This is a genomic window from Halomonas sp. LBP4 (assembly GCF_003202205.1).
GTDB lineage: Bacteria > Pseudomonadota > Gammaproteobacteria > Pseudomonadales > Halomonadaceae > Halomonas > Halomonas flagellata.
The window spans coordinates 656,572-677,770 of record NZ_PDOG01000001.1 but is presented as its reverse complement, the minus strand read 5'-3'; the positions used below and the strand labels follow the sequence as shown (position 1 = coordinate 677,770).

The 21,199-nt window shown below is 67.4% G+C and carries 22 protein-coding genes; 14 read left to right on the top strand and 8 right to left on the bottom strand.

Features of this window, described 5'->3' with window-relative positions; genetic code table 11:
• The first annotated feature begins 17 nt into the window (after positions 1 to 17).
• The 4 genes from aroC to phaC all read left to right on the top strand — a co-directional run bounded on the left by aroC (position 18) and on the right by phaC (position 4,119).
• On the top strand, positions 18 to 1,103 hold the full coding sequence (gene aroC, locus CR157_RS03190; protein ID WP_110282080.1) for a chorismate synthase: 1,086 nt from the start codon (positions 18 to 20) through the stop codon (positions 1,101 to 1,103).
• A gap of 56 nt (positions 1,104 to 1,159) precedes the next feature.
• Complete coding sequence (locus CR157_RS03185; protein WP_110282079.1) at positions 1,160 to 1,567, top strand: hypothetical protein; 408 nt, start codon at positions 1,160 to 1,162, stop codon at positions 1,565 to 1,567.
• Positions 1,568 to 1,691: 124 nt separating this feature from the next.
• Positions 1,692 to 2,135 (top strand): phasin family protein, encoded by a 444-nt coding sequence (locus CR157_RS03180; protein WP_110282078.1) that lies wholly within the window; start codon positions 1,692 to 1,694, stop codon positions 2,133 to 2,135.
• 142 nt (positions 2,136 to 2,277) lie between these two features.
• Positions 2,278 to 4,119, top strand: a complete 1,842-nt coding sequence (phaC, locus tag CR157_RS03175; protein WP_110282077.1) for a class I poly(R)-hydroxyalkanoic acid synthase — start codon at positions 2,278 to 2,280, stop codon at positions 4,117 to 4,119.
• A gap of 174 nt (positions 4,120 to 4,293) precedes the next feature.
• Here phaC and lnt read toward each other — a convergent pair whose 3' ends face one another.
• The 5 genes from lnt to miaB all read right to left on the bottom strand — a co-directional run bounded on the left by lnt (position 4,294) and on the right by miaB (position 9,820).
• Positions 4,294 to 5,754 carry an apolipoprotein N-acyltransferase gene (gene lnt / locus CR157_RS03170; protein WP_110282076.1) on the bottom strand — a complete coding sequence of 487 codons (1,461 nt, stop codon included), beginning with the start codon at positions 5,752 to 5,754 and terminating at the stop codon, positions 4,294 to 4,296.
• A gap of 28 nt (positions 5,755 to 5,782) precedes the next feature.
• A complete protein-coding gene (locus tag CR157_RS03165) occupies positions 5,783 to 6,652 on the bottom strand; it encodes an HlyC/CorC family transporter (RefSeq protein WP_110282075.1) in 870 nt (289 codons plus the stop codon).
• Positions 6,649 to 7,170 (bottom strand): rRNA maturation RNase YbeY, encoded by a 522-nt coding sequence (ybeY, locus tag CR157_RS03160; RefSeq protein ID WP_110282074.1) that lies wholly within the window; start codon positions 7,168 to 7,170, stop codon positions 6,649 to 6,651. Before ybeY ends, CR157_RS03165 begins: the two co-directional genes overlap by 4 nt.
• Positions 7,167 to 8,258 carry a PhoH family protein gene (locus CR157_RS03155; RefSeq protein ID WP_110282073.1) on the bottom strand — a complete coding sequence of 364 codons (1,092 nt, stop codon included), beginning with the start codon at positions 8,256 to 8,258 and terminating at the stop codon, positions 7,167 to 7,169. Before CR157_RS03155 ends, ybeY begins: the two co-directional genes overlap by 4 nt.
• Positions 8,259 to 8,476: 218 nt before the next feature.
• Positions 8,477 to 9,820, bottom strand: coding sequence for a tRNA (N6-isopentenyl adenosine(37)-C2)-methylthiotransferase MiaB (miaB, locus tag CR157_RS03150; protein WP_110282072.1), 1,344 nt, complete (start codon positions 9,818 to 9,820; stop codon positions 8,477 to 8,479).
• Positions 9,821 to 10,065: 245 nt separating this feature from the next.
• Here miaB and CR157_RS03145 point away from each other — a divergent pair, with 245 nt between their 5' ends.
• The 3 genes from CR157_RS03145 to CR157_RS03135 all read left to right on the top strand — a co-directional run bounded on the left by CR157_RS03145 (position 10,066) and on the right by CR157_RS03135 (position 11,914).
• Positions 10,066 to 10,395, top strand: coding sequence for a DUF1820 family protein (locus tag CR157_RS03145; RefSeq protein ID WP_110282071.1), 330 nt, complete (start codon positions 10,066 to 10,068; stop codon positions 10,393 to 10,395).
• 228 nt (positions 10,396 to 10,623) lie between these two features.
• Complete coding sequence (locus CR157_RS03140; RefSeq protein WP_110282070.1) at positions 10,624 to 11,253, top strand: TIGR04211 family SH3 domain-containing protein; 630 nt, start codon at positions 10,624 to 10,626, stop codon at positions 11,251 to 11,253.
• A gap of 22 nt (positions 11,254 to 11,275) precedes the next feature.
• Positions 11,276 to 11,914: a thiopurine S-methyltransferase gene (locus tag CR157_RS03135; RefSeq protein ID WP_110282069.1), complete on the top strand. Its 639-nt coding sequence runs from the start codon at positions 11,276 to 11,278 to the stop codon at positions 11,912 to 11,914.
• A gap of 62 nt (positions 11,915 to 11,976) precedes the next feature.
• Here CR157_RS03135 and CR157_RS03130 read toward each other — a convergent pair whose 3' ends face one another.
• On the bottom strand, positions 11,977 to 12,567 hold the full coding sequence (locus tag CR157_RS03130; protein WP_110282068.1) for a YajG family lipoprotein: 591 nt from the start codon (positions 12,565 to 12,567) through the stop codon (positions 11,977 to 11,979).
• A gap of 124 nt (positions 12,568 to 12,691) precedes the next feature.
• Here CR157_RS03130 and CR157_RS03125 point away from each other — a divergent pair, with 124 nt between their 5' ends.
• Positions 12,692 to 13,138 carry a GNAT family N-acetyltransferase gene (locus CR157_RS03125; protein WP_181421942.1) on the top strand — a complete coding sequence of 149 codons (447 nt, stop codon included), beginning with the start codon at positions 12,692 to 12,694 and terminating at the stop codon, positions 13,136 to 13,138.
• Positions 13,139 to 13,162: 24 nt separating this feature from the next.
• Here CR157_RS03125 and cysP read toward each other — a convergent pair whose 3' ends face one another.
• Positions 13,163 to 14,185 (bottom strand): thiosulfate ABC transporter substrate-binding protein CysP, encoded by a 1,023-nt coding sequence (gene cysP, locus CR157_RS03120; RefSeq protein WP_110282066.1) that lies wholly within the window; start codon positions 14,183 to 14,185, stop codon positions 13,163 to 13,165.
• 194 nt (positions 14,186 to 14,379) lie between these two features.
• Here cysP and rpe point away from each other — a divergent pair, with 194 nt between their 5' ends.
• Positions 14,380 to 15,081 (top strand): ribulose-phosphate 3-epimerase, encoded by a 702-nt coding sequence (gene rpe / locus CR157_RS03115; RefSeq protein ID WP_110282065.1) that lies wholly within the window; start codon positions 14,380 to 14,382, stop codon positions 15,079 to 15,081.
• A gap of 35 nt (positions 15,082 to 15,116) precedes the next feature.
• Positions 15,117 to 15,371: a GIY-YIG nuclease family protein gene (locus CR157_RS03110; RefSeq protein WP_110282064.1), complete on the top strand. Its 255-nt coding sequence runs from the start codon at positions 15,117 to 15,119 to the stop codon at positions 15,369 to 15,371.
• Between the two features lie 90 nt (positions 15,372 to 15,461).
• Here CR157_RS03110 and CR157_RS03105 read toward each other — a convergent pair whose 3' ends face one another.
• Complete coding sequence (locus CR157_RS03105) at positions 15,462 to 16,760, bottom strand: NAD(P)/FAD-dependent oxidoreductase (protein ID WP_110282063.1); 1,299 nt, start codon at positions 16,758 to 16,760, stop codon at positions 15,462 to 15,464.
• A 178-nt stretch (positions 16,761 to 16,938) separates the two neighbouring features.
• Here CR157_RS03105 and gph point away from each other — a divergent pair, with 178 nt between their 5' ends.
• The 4 genes from gph to trpD all read left to right on the top strand — a co-directional run bounded on the left by gph (position 16,939) and on the right by trpD (position 21,177).
• On the top strand, positions 16,939 to 17,727 hold the full coding sequence (gene gph / locus CR157_RS03100; RefSeq protein ID WP_110282062.1) for a phosphoglycolate phosphatase: 789 nt from the start codon (positions 16,939 to 16,941) through the stop codon (positions 17,725 to 17,727).
• Between the two features lie 268 nt (positions 17,728 to 17,995).
• Complete coding sequence (gene trpE, locus CR157_RS03095) at positions 17,996 to 19,483, top strand: anthranilate synthase component I (RefSeq protein ID WP_110282803.1); 1,488 nt, start codon at positions 17,996 to 17,998, stop codon at positions 19,481 to 19,483.
• Between the two features lie 70 nt (positions 19,484 to 19,553).
• Positions 19,554 to 20,138, top strand: a complete 585-nt coding sequence (locus CR157_RS03090) for an anthranilate synthase component II (RefSeq protein WP_110282061.1) — start codon at positions 19,554 to 19,556, stop codon at positions 20,136 to 20,138.
• Between the two features lie 19 nt (positions 20,139 to 20,157).
• A complete protein-coding gene (trpD, locus tag CR157_RS03085; protein ID WP_110282060.1) occupies positions 20,158 to 21,177 on the top strand; it encodes an anthranilate phosphoribosyltransferase in 1,020 nt (339 codons plus the stop codon).
• Positions 21,178 to 21,199: the final 22 nt, after the last annotated feature.

Here is a 21,199-nt window from a genome sequence, read left to right as displayed (position 1 = left end):
TACCAGGAGGAGCGCCCATGTCCGGCAATACCTTCGGCAAGCTGTTCACCGTCACCACCTTCGGCGAGAGCCATGGCCCGGCGCTGGGGGCCATCGTCGATGGCTGCCCGCCGGGGCTGCCGCTCACCGAGGCCGACCTGCAGCGTGACCTGGACCGCCGCCGCCCGGGGACCTCGCGCCATACCACCCAGCGCCGCGAGCCCGACCAGGTGCGGATCCTCTCCGGCGTCTTCGAGGGGGTGACCACCGGCACACCCATCGGCCTGCTGATCGAGAACACCGACCAGCGCTCCAAGGACTACTCGAAGATCAAGGACCAGTTCCGTCCGGCTCACGCCGACTACAGCTACCAGCACAAGTACGGCATCCGCGACTACCGCGGTGGTGGCCGCTCCAGCGCCCGCGAGACCGCCATGCGGGTGGCGGCGGGGGCCATCGCCAAGCAGTACCTGGCGACCCAGGGCATCCGGGTGCGCGGCTACATGAGCCAGCTCGGCCCCATCACCATTGAGTTCCGGAGTTGGGAGGCGGTCGGCGACAACCCCTTCTTCTGCCCCGACCCGGCGCGGGTTCCCGAGCTCGAGGCCTACATGGACCAGCTGCGCCGCGACCAGGACTCGGTGGGCGCCAGGATCTCGGTGGTGGCCGAGGGCGTGCCGCCGGGGCTGGGCGAGCCGGTCTTCGATCGTCTGGATGCCGAGCTGGCCCACGGCCTGATGAGCATCAACGCGGTGAAGGGGGTGGAGATCGGCGACGGTTTCGCCGCGGTGGCCCAGCGCGGCAGCGAGCACCGCGACGAGATGACCCCCGAGGGCTTTCTCTCCAATCATGCCGGCGGCGTGCTGGGCGGCATCTCCAGCGGCCAGGCGATCATCGCCCACCTGGCGCTCAAGCCCACCTCCAGCATCTCCACCCCGGGGCGCAGCATCGACGTCCACGGCAATGCCGTCGAGGTGGTCACCCGGGGGCGACACGACCCCTGCGTGGGTATTCGTGCCACGCCCATCGCCGAGGCGATGATGGCGCTGACCCTGATGGACCACCTGCTGCGCCATCGCGGCCAGAACGCCGAGGTCCGTGTCGAGACGCCGCGGCTGCGTTGAGCCGTGGCATCGGTGATGGCTGCTACACTGGAATCACGACGACCAAGAGTGCTGCCATGAAGATCAATGTCGAGTTCGACCTGACCCCCGAGGAGTTCCGCCAGGCGCTGGGCCTGCCGGATGTCGAGGCCTTCCAGAAGGACCTGCTGAGCCGCATCCAGCAGCAGATGGAGTCCGGGGCGGAGGGCTATGACCCCATGAGCCTGATGCAACCCTTCCTTCAGCAACCGGGGCTGCCGCAGGGGCTTTCCCAGGGACTCTCCCAGGGGTTGGCGAGTTTCGGCACCTACCAGCAGATGATGCTCGACATGCTGCGCCAGGCCGGTGCCGGTGCGGCCCAGCGGAGCGGAAAGGGCGACCCGGGCGACGGCGAGGCCGGTGAGGATAACCCGGCTTCTTCCCGGGGTGAGCGCAAGACCACCACGGCCAGTGCCCGCTCCCGCACCAAGGGGGGGGACGGCTAATCGTCTGCCGGATTCGCCCAGGATCGTATTGCAACTCGGCCCCCGGCAGACTACTCTTTGGTGCAGTGCAACATGAAGGGTGGCCCTACCACCCAGCTAGACACCCCCACAAGGAGTACCTGCCATGTCAGACAAGATGACCGACGCCTTCAACGAGCAGACCCGCCAGTTCTTCGAGCCGATGCGCAGGATCAACTCCCTGATGCTCGACAACATGGAGAAGATGACCCAGTACCAGTTGGAGTCGATGAAGCGCTACAGCCAGATGGGTACCGAGCGCATGCGCAGTGCCAGTGAAATCAGCGATGCCGAGGACATGCGCGACTTCGGCACCCGCCAGGCCGAGATGATGAACGAGCTCTCCCGGCAGATGCTGGAGGATGCCCGTGCCATGAGCGAGATGAGCCTGGAGTTCAAGAACCAGCTCGAGCAACTCTTCGCCGAGCAGACCAAGACGACCGAGCAGGCCGAGCAGGCCGAGCAGGCGGAAAAGGCCGGCGGCAGCGACAAGTCCGCATCGGCCAAGGCCACCAGCCAGTCCACGCGCGGCAGCAGCAACAAGAGCTGAGCGAAACGGCACTGAGGTGGTGTGACCGAGCCCGGCCACACCCACAGCGGCTCCCCGGCACCCGCATTGCGGGTGCCGGGGAGCGGCTTTGCATATTTCATATGTTGATGGCAATCAGCCGGCAAGAAGTCAGGAGGGGTCAATGCAGTCAGGGGTGCAAGCACCGACACAGGCCGAACTCGAGGCCTGGAATGCGCAGCTCAAGGCGGTCGGCGAGGAGTATCGAGCCTTGATGGAGGAAATGATGGAGCGGATGGCGCCCAGCGATGCCGCCGACTCCGTCTATGATGACATGCGCGAGAGCTTCCGCGCGGGAGCCGAGTCGCTGATGCGCAACCCCTCCCTGCTGTGGCAGGCCCAGTCACGGCTGCTCCAGGACCAGTTCCAGCTCTGGCAGCAGGGCATGCGGGCGCTGGCCGGCGAAGCGATGGAGCCGTTGGTCACCCCCGCGAAGGGCGACCGGCGCTTCAACGACGAGGCCTGGACCAACGACCCCCACTACCTGGCGATCATGCAGCAGTACCTGCTGTTCTCGCGGATGGTCGAGGATCTGGTGGAGGGCCTCGACGGTCTCGACCCCGAGCGGCAGCGCAACCTGACCTTCTATGCCCGCCAGGTGGTCAATGCCATGGCGCCGACCAATTTCGTCACCACCAACCCCGAGGTGATGCGCAAGACCCTGGAGACCCGCGGCCAGAACCTGATCGACGGCCTGACCCGGCTGCGCGAGGACCTGGCCAATTCCGCCGAGGGCCTCAACGTCGCCATGACCGACCGCAGCGCCTTCGAGGTCGGCGACAATATCGCCGTGACCCCGGGCTCGGTGGTCTACGAGAACGAGCTGATCCAGCTGATCCAGTACAGCCCCACCACCGAGCAGGTCTTCAAGACGCCGCTGCTGATGGTGCCGCCCTGGATCAACAAGTACTACATCCTCGACCTTCGCCAGGACAACTCCCTGGTCAAGTGGCTGGTGGACCAGGGCCATACGGTGTTCCTGATCTCCTGGCGCAACCCCGGCCCCGAGCAGCGCGACCTGACCTGGGCCGACTACATGCAGATGGGGCCGATCGCCGCGATGGGGGCCATCGAACAGGCCACCGGAGAGAAATCGGTCAATCTGCTCAGTTACTGCATCGGTGGCACCCTGGCCGCCTCCACCGTCGCCTACCTCACCAGCACCCGCCGTGGGCGCAAGGTGAAGTCGGTGACCTACATGGCGACCCTGCAGGACTTCCGCGATCCCGGCGACATCGGCGTCTTCCTCTCCGAGCCGGTGCTGGCCGGCCTCGAGGCCAAGCTCGAGCGCGACGGCTACCTGGACGGGCGGGTGATGGCGTTCTCGTTCAACCTGCTGCGCGAGAACGATCTCTTCTGGTCCTTCTACATCAACAACTACCTCAAGGGGGAGATGCCGGCCCCCTTCGACCTGCTCTACTGGAACACCGACGGCACCAACCTGCCGGCCGGTACCCACGCCTGGTACCTCCGCCACATGTACCTGGAGAACCGCCTAGTGGAGCCCGGCGGCATCGAGCTCGACGGGGTGAAGATCGACCTGCGCAAGATCTCCACGCCGAGCTACTTCATCTCCACCAGCGATGACCATATCGCCAAGTGGAACAGCACCTACTACGGCGCGCTGCTGCCCAAGGGGCCGGTGACCTTCGTGCTGGGTGGCTCGGGCCATATCGCCGGCATCGTCAACCCGCCGAGCCGGAACAAGTACGGCTACTGGACCAACGATGCACTGCCGGAGACACCGGAGGAGTGGCTGGCCGGTGCCGAGCACCAGGAGGGCTCCTGGTGGCCCCACTGGCAGGCCTGGATGACCTCCAACGGCTATGTCGACGCGGAGAAGATGGTGCCGGCGCGCCAGCCCGGCGAGGGAGAGCTGGATATCCTCGAGCCGGCCCCGGGGCGCTACGTCAAGATGACCATTCCCGAAGTGTTGGGCGAGACCCCGGCTTCGCCGGGAGCTTGAAGCTATAAGCTATAAGCCGTAAGAAAAACACCCCCACCGGCACTGAACTGCACCCCGAAAGTTGGACACCCAATCCAACCTTCGGGGTGTTTTCGTTCGTTGGCAATTTCCGGGTTTAAGCTGGCTTCGAGCTTCGAGCTTCGAGCTTCGAGCTTCGAGCTTCGAGCTTCGAGCTCAGCGCCGCAGGCGCAGCCCCGGCACTATCATCAGCCCGGCGAGCAGCCAGACGGGCCAGCTGCCGGTGCGGGTGAAGGGTGTCAGGCCCTGCATGGCGGTGACCTCGCCGGTGAGGGTGGCCACCTCGAACTGCGGTGCCCTGGCGGTGACGTTGCCCAGGGGGTCGATGATGGCGGTGACCCCGTTGCTGGTGGCGCGTATCACCTGGCGGCCGTTCTCCAGGGCCCGCAGACGGGCCATCTGCAGGTGCTGCAGCGGGCCGAGGGAGGCGCCGAACCAGGTATCGTTGGAGACCGTGAGCAGGATATCGGCGTCCCGGGCGCGGTCGGCGACCAGGTCGGCGTAGATGATCTCGTAGCAGATGGCGTTGCCGAGGGTCAGGCCGGCGGCGCGGATCGGCTTCTGGCCCGGGGGGCCCGGGGTCATGGCCGGCATCGGCAGGTCGAAGAAGGCGATGGCGCCGCGCAGCAGGTTCTCCAGCGGCAGGTACTCGCCGAAGGGCACCAGGTGCTCCTTGCGGTACTGGCCGTCCACATCGCCCACCCCGATCACGCTGTTGTAGTAGAGCCCGCGTGCCTCGCGCTGCAGGATGCCGGTGAGCAGGGCGGTTGCCGGTGCCAGGTTGGCCTGGACACGTTCGAGGATCGGCCGCGCCTCGTCCTCGAACATCGGCAGGGCGGCCTCGGGCCAGACGACCAGGTCGATGGTGTCGTCGAGCTCGCGGGTCAGGTCGCCGTAGGTGTTGGCGGCGACGCGTTGCCCCTCGGGTGTCCATTTGATCAGCTGCGGCAGGTTGCCCTGCAACAGGGCGACGCGCACCGGTTCACCGCTGGGGGTGGTCCACTGGGTCGGCAGGGCCAGCGGGGTGAGCCAGAGGGCGGCAATGGGCGCCAGTGCCCACCAGCGTCGGCGCAGGATCTCGATGCCCAGGCTGCCGGTCAGCGCGGTGATCAGCGACAGGCCGTAGGCCCCGACCACCGGCGCCCAGGAGGCGAGTGGCGAGTCCACCTGGCCGCTGCCCAGCAACAGCCAGGGAAAGCCGGTGAACAGCCAGGTGCGCAGCCACTCGCCCAGCACCCAGGCACCGGCGAAGGTGAGGAACGCCAGCCGGGGACCACACAGGAGGCGGTAGAGCCACAGGGTGGCGGCGAAGAACAGCGCCAGGGCGACCACGAAGAGGCCGGTGAGGAACAGCGCCAGGGGGACGCCAGTATAGCCATAGTCGTGGATCGACACATAGACCCAGGATGCCCCCGAACCGAACAGGCCGACACCATAGCACCAGCCGCGCAGGGCGGCCTGGGCGGGGGTCAGGGCCGGCAGGCCGGCATAGACCAGGCCGGCGGCCACCGGGGCCAGCCACCAGAGCTCGAAGGGGGAGGCGGTCAGGGTGGTGAGGACACCCGCGGCCAGGGCCAGCAGGCAGCCCAGGGCCGGGGAGAAGCGCAGTTCATGCATCTTGGCCATCCTTGGGGTAATGCCCGGGTCAGTCGTCGCCCGGTTGGTCGCAGGGCTGGGCTTCCAGCAGGCGGATGCGACGGTTGTCGGCGTTGAGCACCGTGAAGCGCCAGCCACCGATCTCGGTATGCTCGCCCCGGCCGGGCAGGTGGCCGAAGCGCTGCATGACCAGCCCCCCCAGGGTGTCGAACTCCTCGTCGGAGAAACGCGTCTGGAAACGCTCGTTGAAATCCTCGATGGGGGTCAGGGCGCGGATGGCGTAGTGGCCTTCGCCGAGCTCGCGGATGTCCTCCTCCTCGTCGATGTCGTGCTCGTCCTCGATGTCGCCGACGATCTGCTCGAGGATGTCCTCGATGGTGACGATGCCCGCGGTACCGCCGTATTCGTCGACCACCACCGCCATGTGGTTGTGGGTGTCGCGGAACTCCTTGAGCAGGCTGTTGAGGCGCTTCGATTCGGGCACGAACATGGCCGGGCGCACCACCTCCTCGAGCCGGAACGGCAGCCCGTTCTCCTGGCCGCGCCGCAGCAGCGGCAGCAGGTCCTTGACCAGCAGGATGCCCTTGACCTCGTCGAGGTTCTCGCCGATCACCGGGTAGCGGGAGTGGCCGGTCTCCAGGATCACCGGCAGGTACTCCTCCAGGGGCTGGTCGAGGGCGATGGCGGTGACCTGGGAGCGGGGGATCAGCACCTCGCGGACCTGCTGGTCGCTGATGTTCAGGGCGCCCTCGATGATCATCATGGCGTCCTGCTCGAGCTTGAGCCGGCTGGCCGTCTGACGCAGGAAATCGAGCAGTTCGTCCCGCGAACTGGGCTCGTCGTTGTCACTGGAAAGGGCGCTGAACAACTTCTCGAGCCAGGACTTGCCGCCCTGGCTGGTCGATCGGTCTTCGCTCATGCGTCGGCTCTCTTGTCCTCGGTATCGGGGCCCAGCGGGGCGGGGTCATCGCGGGTGTCCGCATGATAGGGGTCGGCGATGCCCAGGCCGGCGAGGATCTCGCGCTCGAGCGCCTCCATGGCCTCGGCCTCGGCCTCCTCGAGATGGTCGTATCCGAGCAGGTGCAGGGTGCCGTGCACCACCATATGAGCGTAGTGAGCCCCCGGTGACTTGTCCTGCTCGCGTGCTTCCCGGACCACCACGGGATGACAGATCACCAGGTCGCCGAGCAGCGCCAGCTCGATGCCGGGCGGGCTCTCGAAGGGGAAGGAGAGCACATTGGTGGGGGTGTCGCGGCCGCGGTAGTCGCGGTTCAGGGCCCGGCTCTCCGCCTCGTCGACCAGGCGCACCGTCAGCTCCGAGCCTGGGGCGACGTCGTGGCGGGCCAGGACGGCGGCCACCCAGGTGTCCAGTTCGGCCTGGCTCGGCAGGCCTTCGGCCTCGATGGCGACCTGGAGGTCGACGAGCGGGGCGTTCATGAGTCTCTCTGCGCTCCGTTGCCACGGTCGTGGTCGATGCGCTCCTGGCGGAGCGTTTCACGCTTCTGCTCCCGGGCCTCCCGGCGGGAGCGCTCGGCGGCCTCCTGCTCGGCCTCGAAGTGGTCGTAGGCCTCGATGATGCGCTGCACCAGCGGGTGGCGCACCACGTCCTTGGCGGCGAAGTGGGTCACGCCGATGCCGGGGGTCCCCTTGAGCACCTCGAGGACCTGAATCAGCCCCGAGCTTTGGCCACGGGGCAGATCGACCTGGGTGATGTCGCCGGTGACCACCGCGGTGGAGCCGAAACCGATACGCGTCAGGAACATCTTCATCTGCTCGCGGGTGGTGTTCTGGCTTTCGTCGAGGATGATGAAGGCGTTGTTCAGGGTGCGCCCGCGCATGTAGGCCAGGGGCGCGATCTCGATCACCTGGCGTTCGATCAGCTTGGCGACCTGCTCGAAGCCGATCATCTCGTAGAGGGCATCGTAGAGCGGACGCAGGTAGGGGTCGATCTTCTGGGCCAGGTCGCCGGGCAGGAAGCCCAGCTTCTCGCCGGCCTCCACTGCCGGGCGCACCAGCAGGATGCGACGCACTTCCTGCTGGTTGAGCGCCTCCACCGCCGCGGCCACCGCCAGGTAAGTCTTGCCGGTGCCGGCCGGGCCGATGCTGAAGTTGATGTCGTGGGCGCGGATGCTCTGGACGTAGCCCTGCTGGTTGAACCCGCGGGGCTTGATCACCGTCCGCGGGGTGCGCAGCAGCACCTCGCCCTCCTGGTCGGGGCCTTCCTCCTCGTCCAGGGCCTCGAGGCCGGATTCCTGCAGGAAGAGATGCACGGTATCGGGGGTCAGGTCACCGGCCTCGGCTTCGCGGTAGAGATGCTCGAGCACGTTGGCGGCGGCCTTGACGCGATGGCTGGGGCCGGCCAGCTGGAAGATGTTGCCGCGGTTGCGCAGGGTGATGCCGAGCCGGGACTCGACCAGCTTGAGATGCTCGTCGCGCTGGCCGCAGAGGTTGGCCAGGCGGCGGGGATCATTGGGCTCGAGGTTCAGGGTGATGATGCGATTGGCCTGGGTGGCTGGCTGGCTCAAGGCAGGGGGATCCGTGCGTTGTGTATGTGGGCTCAGCTTACTGCCCCGGCGGTCGCCGGGGCAATGCATGCGCCGCAGAGAAAAGCTCGGAGCTGATCCGGCGGCAAGCCTGCGAGGAGGCGCTGTGACCCCCTCCCTGGGCGCTACCGACGCCATCCCTGGCGTAGGACCTCCTCTTCGGCTCGCCCCCGGCGCTCCTCGCTGGCGAGCGTCTAGCGTCAGTAGCACTCCGGCGAGGCGAGCTCGCCGCGCAGGGAGTTGGGCAGCGCCTCGCTGATCTCAACGTCGACGAAGTAGCCGATCAGATCGAAGGGGTTGGCCGCGCGGAAGTTGACCACCCGGTTGTTCTCGGTGCGTCCGGAGAGCTGCCCAGGGTCCTTGGGCGAGAAGCCGGTGACCAGGATGCGCTGGGTCGACCCGACCATGCGGCGGCTGATCTGCATCGCCTGCTGGTTGATGCGCTCCTGGAGGATCGCCAGACGCTGCTTCTTGAGGCTCTCGGGGGTATCGTCGTCGAGGCCCGCCGCCGGGGTGCCCGGTCGCGCCGAGTAGACGAAGCTGAACGAGTGGTCGAAGCCGATACGATGGATCAGGTCCATGGTCGCCTCGAAGTCCTCCTCAGTCTCGCCCGGGAAGCCGACGATGAAGTCCGAGGAGAAGCTGATGTCCGGGCGCAGCGCGCGGATGCGCTCCATCTTCTCGAGGTACTCCTCGACGGTGTGGCCGCGCTTCATGGCCGCCAGGATGCGGTTGGAGCCGGCCTGCACCGGCAGGTGCAGGTGGCTGACCAGCTCGGGGATCTCGCCATAGGCCTCGATCAGGCTGTCGGAGAACTCCACCGGGTGCGAGGTGGTGAAGCGCACCCGATCGATGCCCTCCACCGCCGCCACGCAGCCGATCAGTTCGGCCAGGTCGATCTCGTCGCCGAGCCGGTTCTCGCCGCGATAGGCGTTGACGTTCTGGCCCAGCAGGTTGATCTCGCGCACGCCCTGGTCGGCCAGGTGGATCACCTCGTCCATCACCGCCTCGAAGGGTCGCGAGACCTCCTCGCCGCGGGTGTAGGGCACCACGCAGAAGGTGCAGTACTTGGAGCAGCCCTCCATCACCGAAACGAAGGCGGTGGCGCCGTCGGAGCTCGGCTTGGGCAGGTGGTCGAACTTCTCGATCTCGGGGAAGGTGACGTCGACCACCGAGATCTGGTCGTTGCGGCGCGAGTCGAGCATCGCCGGCACCCGATGCAGGGTCTGGGGGCCGAACACCATGTCGACGTGGGGCGCGCGCTTGCGCAGCGCCTCGCCCTCCTGGCTGGCGACGCAGCCGCCCACCCCGATCACCAGCTCGGGGTTGGCCTCCTTGAGCTTCTTCCAGCGGCCGAGCTGGTGGAACACCTTCTCCTGGGCCTTCTCGCGGATCGAGCAGGTGTTGAGCAGGATGACGTCGGCATCGCGCTCGTCGTCGGTGAGCTCAAGCTGGTGGGATTCGCCGAGCAGATCCGCCATGCGAGCGGAGTCGTACTCGTTCATCTGGCAGCCGTGCGTCTTGATGAAGAGTTTCTTCGCCATAAGAATAGGGTCGTGGCGGCTGGCGCCCGACGTCTGTCACCGATGAGGATGAATGGGAGTCGCGAGCTCTTCGCGAGGCTGTGGCCGGAGACGGCCATTCGAATGGCTTGTATTATACGCGGGCACCCCGCGAGGGGCCAGCACGCCCGGGTGCGCCGTGGCCGACTATGGTACCCTTGGCGCCTCGCGACACGCGCGCGCCGCGCGTTGCATTTCAGGGCGACAGGCGAGGAACAGGCACCATCATGGCGGCCAAACCGATCTATCGAGTGGTATTCCACCAGCAGGGCGAGGTCTGGGAGCTCTATGTCCGCGAGATCTTCCAGAGCGAGCTCTGGGGCTTCATCGAGGTCGAGGAGTTCGTCTTCGAGGATGTCTCGAAGCTGGTGGTGGATCCCTCTGCCGAGAAGCTGCGGCGTACCTTCGACGGTGTCAGCCGCAGCTATCTGCCGTTGAACGCCATCGTGCGGATCGACGAGGTGGAGCGTGAGGGCCCGCCGAGGGCGGTGAAGAGCGAGGGCAGGGTAGCGGAGTTTCCGCGACCCTTCGCGCCTCCGCCCAGGGGCGAGCGCTGATGCCTGGTCACGGAATGACCAAGGGGAGGGCGAGCCGGGCAGGGCGGCCCTCGTCGGCGGCTTTCCAGCGGTTTTCCCGGCACTTGTCCACAGAAGCTGTGGAAAACTGCCAGGGCCGGGCAGTGTGCCTTCCCGGCGTTGTCTCATCGTGCCGTTGCCGGAAGGAAGCCGGTGACGGTGACGGGTCGCGGTGGAGCGGATCCCGCTAGTTACAGCCAGGACGACGGCATGACGAAACACGATTTCAGATTCTTGACCATGGGCGTGGCCCTGGGGTTGCTGGCCTTGCCGCTGCACGCCCAGGAGGTCGACGATGGCACCCGGTGGGTGTCCGACTCACTCACCACCTACGTGCGCAGTGGTCCCACCGACGGTTACCGCATCATCGGCACCCTGACCGCCGGCGAACCGGTCACGGTGTTGGAGACCAGCGGCGACTATACCCGGGTGCGCAATAGCGACGACAACACCGTCTGGGTGCTGAGCAGCGAGCTGCAGGAGGTGCCCAGCGCCCAGGTGCGCCTGCCGGAGCTGGAGACCCGGGTGGCCGAATTGACCGACGAGCTCGATGGCATCAATGGCGAGTGGGAGAACCGGGTGGCCTCGATGACCGAGGCCCTGGCAGCCAGCGAGCAGCGAATCGACGAACTCGAGTCCCGTAACCGCGAGCTCGACGCCGAGGCCGAACAGTCGCGCAGTACCATTCGCCGGCTCCAGGCACGCCTCGACACCCAGGAGGAGGACCTGCTGCTGCGCTACTTCATGTACGGTGGCGGTGTAGCGGGGGGCGGGTTGCTGGTCGGCCTGATCGTTCCCCACCTGCCGCGCCGTCGCAAGAAGCGCGACCGCTGGTTCTGAGCCCGCACGCGCAGGAGAGCAGATGGCCAACGAATGGCTCGACCGCTGGCGGGAGGGACGTATCGGCTTCCACCGCGAGCAGCCCCATCCGTCGCTGGTACGGTACTGGCCCCTGCCTGGCGTGACGCCCGGCACCAAGGTGCTGGTGCCGCTGTGTGGCAAGAGCCTGGACATGCGCTGGCTGGGGCAGCATGACCATCCGGTACTGGGCATCGAGTTCGCTCCCGAGGCCATCGAACAGTTCGTCGCCGCGGGGTCGGGGGAGGTCTCGCGCTATCGGCAGGATGGCTTCGACGTCTGCCGCCAGGGCAACGTGGAGCTGTGGTGCGGCGACTTCTTCCACTTCCACATCGAGCAGGCGGCGGAGGTCGGTGCCTTCTACGATCGCGCCGCGCTGATCTCCCTGCCGCCCGCCACCCGGCAGCGCTACGCCTTCCACCTCGCCCAGTTGATCCCGCCGGGCGCGCGGGGGCTGCTGATCAGCCTGACCCGGGCCCCCGGCGACGAGGGGGGGCCGCCCTTCAGCGTGACCGCCGAGGAGGTGCGCGAGCTGTTCGAGCCCAACTTCCAGGTCACCCACCTGGAGGATGGCGAACCGGAAGCCGGCAGCGGCTTTCGCGAGAGCGTCTGGGCCCTGGTGAGGCGAGGTCCCTCGATCTAGCAGCCTGACAACGACGAGGGCGCCCCGCGGGGCGCCCTTCTCATGTCACGGCGCAGCGCACTTCACCTGGCCAGCAGCCGCCCCAGCTCCGGGTCGCGGAAGGCGCGGTCGAGGCCATCCGAGAGCAGGTCGTTGACCATGCGGGTGTTGGTGTCGCGGTCGGGGCGCAAGGCAAAGCTCTGGGTGCGTCGGGAGGTGTAGGTGCCGGTATAGGTGTTGCCGCCGTTGACCGCTTCGGCGATGAACACCGCCTCCAGGCGCGCCTCGTCGATCACCGGGCGGCTCTGGCCGCGCCCGTAGCCGAGGTGATCGAGCGTCAGGGTCAGGCTGGGTCGCCCCTGGGCACGCTCGGTGGTGGGGGTGAAGCCCATCTCGCGCACGGCCCGCTCGGCCTCGGCCTGGAGCCGGGGCACCAGCTCATGGGCACTGACCGTGATGGTGGCGGTGGACATGGCACTGCCGCTGCGGGTACCGATCACCTCGCTGTCACGGCCGTCGACGGCCACCACGGTGATCTGCTGGCCGCTGCCGGTCTGCGGCACGGCGGCACTGCGCTTCGGGTTAAGCTGCAGGTAGTGGGGGCTGGCGCAACCGGCCAGCCAGAGACCGGCGAGCAGCACGGCGGAAAGACGAAGGAGGTGGCGACGACGCATCCGGGTACTCCGAGAGGTCAGGTGGGAGGATGTCCCGCGAGTATATCGCCCCGCGACGAGCGCAGGAATTCCCGGCGTACGGCCCGAGGGTTACACTGTCGCGATAGACCAACGGATGGCCACCATGATTCGACCCGCGACGCCCGAGGACATACCGCTCCTCGTCGACATCTGGTTGCGAGCCTCGCGCCGGGCCCACGACTTCATTCCCGCCGACTTCTGGGAGGCGCGGGCCGGGGAGATGGCGCGCGACCATCTGCCCACCGCCGAGCTGCATGTGCTGGAAGCCGGCCGTCGGGTGATCGGCTTCGCTGCCCTCAACGACGACCACCTCGAGGCGCTGTTCGTCGACCCGGAGGTGCAGAGCTATGGTCACGGCACGCAACTGATGGCCCATGCCATGGAGCGCCGCCGCCGCATCACCCTGTGCGTCTACTCGCGCAACGTGCGGGCCGTCTCCTTCTACCTGCGGCTGGGCTTCCAGGTCTGCGGGGAGCGCGAGGACCCGCTGACGGGCGAACAGGAGACGCTGATGTACTGGGCCCGCCAGGCCGGCGCGACTGATCGCTGAGTGCGTTATCTTGGCGGCTGGTGATCATCGGCGCTGCAGCTGGTCCAGCAGGGCACCGCCGGCGAAGTGCTCTTCCATGGCCGCTTCCCAGCTACCGACGATGTTCTCGACCTTCAGCAGCTCGGTTTCCGGGAACCGCTCGGCGAACTCCTCGACCACCGCCTCGTGGTGCACGCGGTAGTTGAAGCTGGCAAGCAGGCGCTGGGCCTGTTCGCTGTAGAGGTACTCCAGGTAGCCCCGGGCCAGGTCGAGGTTGTCATGGCGCTCGGCGTTGGACTCGACCACCGCGACCGGGAACTCGGCCAGGATGCTGACCGGCGGCACGATGGCCTCGTAGTCCTCCTCGCCGTACTCGCTACGGATGTTGTTGGCCTCGGACTCGAAGCTGACCAGGACATCGCCGACGCCGCGCTCGATGAAGCTGGTGGTGGCACCACGGCCGCCGGTGTCGAACACCGCCACGTTGCGCAGGAAGGTGCGCATGAAGTCGTGAATTTTCTCTTCATCACCTTCGAATTCCGCATCCGCGAAGCCCCAGGCGGCCAGGTAGGTGTAACGGCCGTTGCCGGAGGTCTTGGGATGGGGGAAGACGATCTCCACGTCCTCGCGCACCAGGTCGTCCCAGTTCTCGATCTCCTTGGGGTTGCCCCGGCGGACCAGGAAGGCGGTGGTGGAGTAGTAGGGCGAGGCGTTGTTGGGCAGCTGTGCCTGCCAGTCTTCGGCGACCATGCCGCCATCGGCCAGCACCTGGACGTCGGGGACCTGGTTGTAGGTCACCACGTCGGCGCGCAGTCCCTGGAGGATGGCGCGAGCCTGGGCGGACGATCCGCCGTGGGACTGCCTGATCTCGACCTCCTCGCCGTGCTCGTCCTGCCACCAGGCCTGGAACTCCGGGTTGAGGGCGGCGAACAGCTCGCGGGCGATGTCATAGGAGGAGTTGAGCAGCTCGCGCTCGGCGGCCACGGCCGGCGTCGCCAGGCCGGTGCCGAGGGCGACGGCCAGAGCGGTACCCACGACGCCACGGTGAAACAGGGGGAGCAGGGGCATGAGGTTCACTCCGGGTATGCAGGATATTGACGTGAAGGCTAGGATTGCGTTGAGGGTATTACACTCGTGATTTGTATTCGATTTTGAAATATATGTGTGGCACCGCAAGGTGGGTCGATTTCGCTGCTGTTCTGCCGGGGCGTGGCGGCTCTGGTAGAATGCAGCCTTCCTGGAGCAACCGCCTGGACACTTTCATGACCGATGCGCCCCGCGACTTTCTCATCGCCCCCTCGATCCTCTCCGCCGATTTCGCCCGCCTGGGCGAGGAGGTGGATAATGTGCTGGCCGCCGGTGCCGATATCGTCCACTTCGACGTGATGGACAACCATTATGTGCCCAACCTGACCATCGGGCCCCTGGTCTGCGAGGCGCTGAGGAGACACGGCGTCACCGCGCCCATCGACGCGCACCTGATGGTGCGCCCGGTGGACCGGTTGATAGGCGATTTCATCGACGCCGGCGCGAGCTACATCACCTTTCATCCGGAGGCCTCGGACCACATCGACCGCTCCCTGCAGCTGATCCGCGACGGTGGCTGCAAGGCGGGGCTGGTGTTCAACCCGGCCACGCCGCTCGCCTACCTCGATCATGTGATGGACAAGGTCGACATGGTGCTGCTGATGAGCGTGAACCCGGGCTTCGGCGGCCAGGCGTTCCTGCCCGGCACCCTGGACAAGCTGCGTGCCGCGCGTCAGCGCATCGATGCCTCGGGGCTCGATATCCGCCTCGAGATCGACGGTGGCGTCAAGGTCGACAACATCGCCGAGATCGCCCGGGCCGGGGCCGACACCTTCGTCGCCGGCTCGGCGGTGTTCCAGGCCGGCAGCGAGGCCGACCCGCACCGCTACGACAGCGTGATCCGCGAGTTCCGCGAGCAGCTGGCCGGGATCCGGTGAACGACAGGCCGGCGACCCCGCGGTGGCACCTCTACATGATAGAGACCGCCGGCGGCGCCCTCTATACCGGCATCACCACCGACGTAGACCGGCGCCTGGCCCAGCATCGTGCCGGGCGTGGGGCCAAGGCGCTGCGAGGCCGCGGCCCCCTGCGGCTGGTCCACCACGAGGCGGTGGGCAGCCGCGGCGAGGCGCTGCGCCTCGAGGCGTGGCTCAAGCGACTCCCGGCGACGGAGAAGCGCGCCTGGCTGGCGGATCGCCCGAAAGCGGGCCATCCGCGACACCGTTAGCCAGGAGGCCGCCCTCGAGCGTTGGGTCGCCGCGCCGCGGCCCGGGGCCGCCGGCAGATTCGGCGGCCCCGGTCGTTGGCGGTGCCGGAGTCAGTGCAGTTTCATGCGCGGCTTGAGGAAGCGGTTGAGCCCATCCACCACCACCATCAGGGCGGTCTTGAGGCTGCCGTGAATGGCGCGCTGGTGCATGCGGTAGAGCGAGGCGTAGAAGAACTTGGCCAGATGGCCCTCGATGAACAGGCTGCGTGCCGAAGCGCCGCGCATCAGGCTGCCGATGGCATCGAAGTGGGCCAGCGAGATCAGCGAGCCGCGGTCCCGGAAGACGAACGGCTTGAGTGGCCTGCCGTCGAGCCGGGCCCGCAGGTTGCGATACAGCCGCTCGGCCTGCTGGTGAGCGGCCTGGGCCCGGGGCGGGACCATCGAGCCATCCGCCTGGGGACAGCTGGCGCAGTCGCCGAAGGCGAAGATGTGCGGGTCGTCGATGCTCTGCAGGGTGGCATCGACCTTGAGGCGGTGGTTGTGCTCCGTGGTCAGGCCCAGTGCCGAGAGGAAGGCCGGGGCCTTGATGCCGGCGGCCCAGACGCTCAGGTGGGTCTCGATCCGCTTGCCGTCGGCGGTGACGATGGCGGATGGCTCGACCTCGATGACCCGTGTCGCCACGTGCACCCGGACGCCCAGGCGCTCCAGTTCGGCATGCACCGCCCGGCTGATGCGGTCGGGCAGGACCGGCAGGATGCCCGGCGCCGCCTCGATCAGGTGCACCTCGAGATGTTCGCTCTCGAGGGTGGTGAAGCCATAGCTGTTGAGCATCTGGGAGGCGTCGTAGAGCTCGGCGGCCAGCTCCACGCCGGTGGCGCCGGCGCCCACGATGCCCACCACCATCCGGGGGTTCCGGTGTTGCGGCAGAGCGTTGTAGCGCAGGAAGGCATTGAGCATGTTGCGGCGGAAGGCCTCGGCCTGGCCGGGGCTGTCCAGGAAGTGGCAGTGGTCACTCACCCCCGGGGTGCCGAAGTCGTTGCTGACGCTGCCCACCGCGATCACCAGCTCGTCGTAGGTCAAGGTCCGTGGGGGCAGCACCTCGGCGCCGTCGTCGTCGTGGATCGGCTCCAGGGTCAGCGTGCGCGTCTCCCGGTCCAGGTCGCACAGGGTGCCACGCTGGAAGCGGTAGCCGTGGGCCCGGGCGTGCCCCTGATAGGCGATCTCGTCCAGCCCGGAATCCAGGGCGCCGGTGGCGACCTCGTGCAGCAGTGGCTTCCAGATGTGGGTCGCGTTGCGGTCCACCAATACGATCTCGGCTTTGCCGCGCCGGCCGAGGCGTCGGCCGAGGCGGGTGACCAGTTCGAGGCCGCCGGCTCCGCCGCCGACCACCACGATACGGGGTGGTGTCATGGGAGACTCCTGAGTGAAAGTGATAGGGAAGGGTGATGAAAACGCTTCCAGCATAGCGGCCCCCGCGGCGGCTGCCTATGGTCCGGGGCGTCGTGGCGCATATTTTTTTCGTAATATTACATGCATGAAGCCCGTTGGCCGGGTAGAGTGCCGTGACAACCGCGCAGGAGGAGTGGCGATGCATCGCTTGCTGGAAGGGGTGTCCCTGGTGGCCTTCGACCTGGATGGCACCCTGATCGATTCGGTACCCGACCTGGCGGTGGCGGTGGACGCCAGCCTGGTTGAGTTGGGCCTGCCGGTCGCCGGCGAGGCACGAGTGCGCGACTGGGTGGGCAACGGCTCGCTGGTATTGATGGAGCGGGCTCTGCGTCATGCGGTCCTCGCCAGAAGCGGCGAGGCTGATCCGGCGACTGATCTCCGAGGGGGCGCTGTGAACCCCTCCCTGGGCGCTACCGATGCCATCCCTGGCATAGGACCCCCTCTACGATCAGTCCCCGGCGCCTCGCCGGATATCGACAGCGCCCTGCTGGCTCGCGCCCACGATGCCTTCCTCGCACACTACGCGCACGACCCCGGCTCGCGTACGCGCCTCTATCCCGGGGTGCGGGAGTGCCTGGACGCCCTGCGAGAGAAGGCAGTGCCCCTGGCGCTGGTGACCAACAAGCCGTATGCCTTTATCGCGCCCATCCTCACGGGCTTCGGGCTCGAACATCACTTCGCCCTCTGCCTGGGCGGCGATAGTCTGCCGCAGAAGAAGCCCGACCCGGCGCCGTTGCGGCACGTGGCGGCCCACTTTGGTGTGGCGCCCGAGGCCTGCCTGATGGTGGGGGACTCGCGCCACGACATCGCCGCGGGCCGGGCCGCGGGTTTTCGCACCCTGGCGGTGCCCTATGGCTACAATCACGGGGAGCCGGTGCGCGACAGCGGCCCCGATGCCGTGGTTGAATCGCTGGCGGAACTCGTTTAGGGTAACTTTGGCTGTCGCTATGAGCACTGCCTGGTCAATATGTTTTCGCTATCACACTTCCCCGCGCGGGAAACGCTTCGATGGACGGCCGCATGACGCTGGATGACCTCTCCTCTCGTGGCGGTGACCCCCTGACGGTTGCTGCCTTCCCGACTGCGCCGCTCGCCGTGCCCGGCGGCTGGCGATGGTGACGCTCCACCGCTGAGCGGGCTGCCGCTCGTCTCCGATACCACCATCGCCGACTTCCATCATCGAGGATCCGGGCATGATGACCCCCGAACGTTTCCATGAGCTGGCGGCGGCCGGCTACAACCGCATTCCGGTCACCCGCGAGGTGCTGGCCGATCTCGACACGCCCCTGTCCACCTACCTGAAGCTCGCCGACGAGCCCTGGACCTTCCTGCTGGAGTCCGTGCAGGGCGGTGAGAAGTGGGGGCGTTACTCGATCATCGGCCTGCCGTGTCGCGAGCGCATCGAGGTGCGTGGTTTCACCGTCACTCATGTCGTCGATGGCGAGCGCCAGGGCGCCACGGAAGTCGAGGATCCGCTGGCCTGGATCGAGCAGTTCCAGTCGCGCTTCAAGGTGCCGCGACTCGACGACCAGCCACGTTTCGATGGCGGCCTGGTGGGTTACTTTGGCTACGATACCATCCGCTATATCGAACCGCGCCTGCGGGGCGTCGAGAAGCCCGATCCCATCGGCGTGCCGGACATCCTGCTGATGGTCTGCAACGACCTGGTGGTATTCGACAACCTCTCCGGCCGGCTGACCCTCTGGACCCATGCCGACCCGGTCGAGGAGGCGGCCTACGAGGGCGCCCTGGACCGGCTCGAGCGCCTGGAGACCCGCCTGCGCAGCGCCACCTTCAACACCATCAGCCCCGGCACCGGCCGGGCGGCGGTGGAGGAGGGGCACTTCACTTCCGGTTTCACCGAGGCGGGCTTCAAGGCCGCGGTGGAGACGATCAAGGAGTACGTGCTGGCCGGCGACATCATGCAGTGCGTGCCCTCGCAGCGCATGTCGATCCCCTACCGGGCCTCGCCCCTGGACCTCTACCGGGCGCTGCGCAGCCTCAACCCTTCGCCCTACATGTTCTTCCTCAACCTCGACGACCACCAGGTGGTGGGCTCCTCGCCGGAGATCCTCACCCGCCTCGAGGATGGCGAGGTCACCGTGCGGCCGATCGCCGGTACCCGGGTGCGGGGCAGGACGGAAGACGAGGACAGGGCGCTGGAGGCCGACCTGCTGGGGGACCCCAAGGAGGTGGCCGAACACCTGATGCTGATCGACCTGGGCCGCAACGACGTGGGGCGCATCAGCGAGACCGGCTCGGTGAAGGTCACCGACCAGATGGTGGTGGAGCGCTACTCCCACGTGATGCACATCGTCTCCAACGTCACCGGCCGGTTGAAGCCCGGGCTGTCGGCCATGGACGTGCTGCGGGCGACCTTCCCGGCGGGAACGCTCTCCGGCGCGCCCAAGATCCGCGCCATGGAGATCATCGACGAGCTGGAGCCGGTCAAGCGCGGCATCTACTCCGGCGCCGTGGGCTACCTCTCCTGGCACGGCAATATGGATACCGCCATTGCCATCCGCACCGCGGTGATCAAGGATGGCGAGCTCCACGTCCAGGCCGGCGCCGGTATCGTGGCCGACTCGGTGCCCGAGATGGAGTGGCAGGAGACCCTCAACAAGGGACGCGCCCTGTTCCGCGCCGTGGCCATGGCCGAACGTGGCCTCGACAATCTCGAGTAGGCGCCACGCCCCTTATCCACCGCCGGCCATGGCCGGGCGAGCGCCCCGAGGTGCGAGAGAGAGAAAGACCATGAAAGTCTGCATGATCGACAACTACGATAGCTTCACCTTCAATGTGGTGCAGTACCTGGGCGAGCTGGGGGCCGAGGTGGTCACCCACCGCAACGACGCCATCGCCCTCGAGGAGATCGAGGCGTTCTCGCCCAGTCACCTGGTGATTTCGCCGGGGCCCTGCACGCCCAACGAGGCCGGTATCTCCATGGCGGCGATCCGCCACTTTGCCGGGAAGCTGCCCATCCTCGGCGTCTGCCTCGGCCATCAGGCGATCGGCCAGGTCTACGGCGGCCAGGTGGTCAGGGCCCCCCGGGTGATGCACGGCAAGACCTCGCGGATCCGCCATGGCCAGCAGGGGGTATTCGAAGGGCTCGAGGATCCGCTGGAGGTGACCCGCTATCATTCCCTGATAGTGGCGCGGGAGAACCTGCCGGCATGCCTCGAGGTCACCGCCTGGACCGATGACGACGACGTCACCCCGGGGGTGATCATGGGGCTGCGTCACCGCGAGCTGGATGTCGAGGGGGTGCAGTTCCACCCCGAGTCGATCCTGACCCGCCAGGGGCATGAGTTGCTGGCCAATTTCCTGAAACGCCGCTGAGCGAGAGGAGACCCATCCGATGCAGATGAGAGACGCCATCGCCGCGGTGATGCGCCGCGCGAACCTGAGCTTCGCCGACACCCACGAGGTGATGCGCCAGATCATGACCGGCGAGGCCAGCGACGCCCAGATCGCCGGCTTCCTGATCGGCATGGCCATGAAGGGCGAGACCGCCGAGGAGATCAGCGCCGCCGCCCAGGTGATGCGCGAGCTGATGAAGCCGGTGACGCTCCACACCGAGAACGTGGTCGACATCGTCGGCACCGGCGGCGACGGCGCCAACCTGTTCAACGTCTCCACCGCGGCCAGCTTCGTGGTCGCCGCCGCCGGCGCTCACGTCGCCAAGCACGGCAACCGCGGCGTCTCCTCCTCCTCGGGCAGCGCCGACCTCTTCGCCGTGGCCGGCATCCACCTCGACCTGGACGCCGGCCAGGTGGCGCGCTGCATCGAGCAGGTGGGCGTGGGCTTCATGTTCGCCCCCAACCACCACCCGGCCATGCGTCACGCCGTGGGCCCGCGCCGCGAGATGGGCGTGCGCACCCTGTTCAACATCCTCGGGCCGCTGACCAATCCAGCCGGGGCTCCCAACCAGCTGCTCGGTGTCTACTCCGCCGAGCTGGTGCCGCTGATGGCCGAGGTGCTGCGGCGCCTGGGTAGCCAGCATGTGCTGGTGGTGCACGCCGAGGATGGCCTCGACGAGATCTCGCTGGCGTGCTCGACCCAGGTGGCGGAGCTCAAGGACGGTGAGATCCGCGAGTACGTCATCACCCCCGAGGAGCTCGGTATCGAGCGCCAGTCGCTGGATCCGCTGCGCGTGCAGACCGCCGAGGACAGCCTGCGCCTGGTCAAGCAGGCCCTCGAAGGCGAGGGGCCCGCCGCGGATATCGTCGCCCTCAACGCCGGGGCGGCGCTCTATGCGGCCGGCGTGGCCGACAACCTCAAGGAGGGCGTGGTGCTGGCCCAGGATGCCCAGGCCTCCCACATGCCGCTCGAGAAGCTCCGCGAGCTGGCCCTCTTCACCCGGGTCTACCAGCAGTAGGGATTGCCCGGCTATCCCCTTG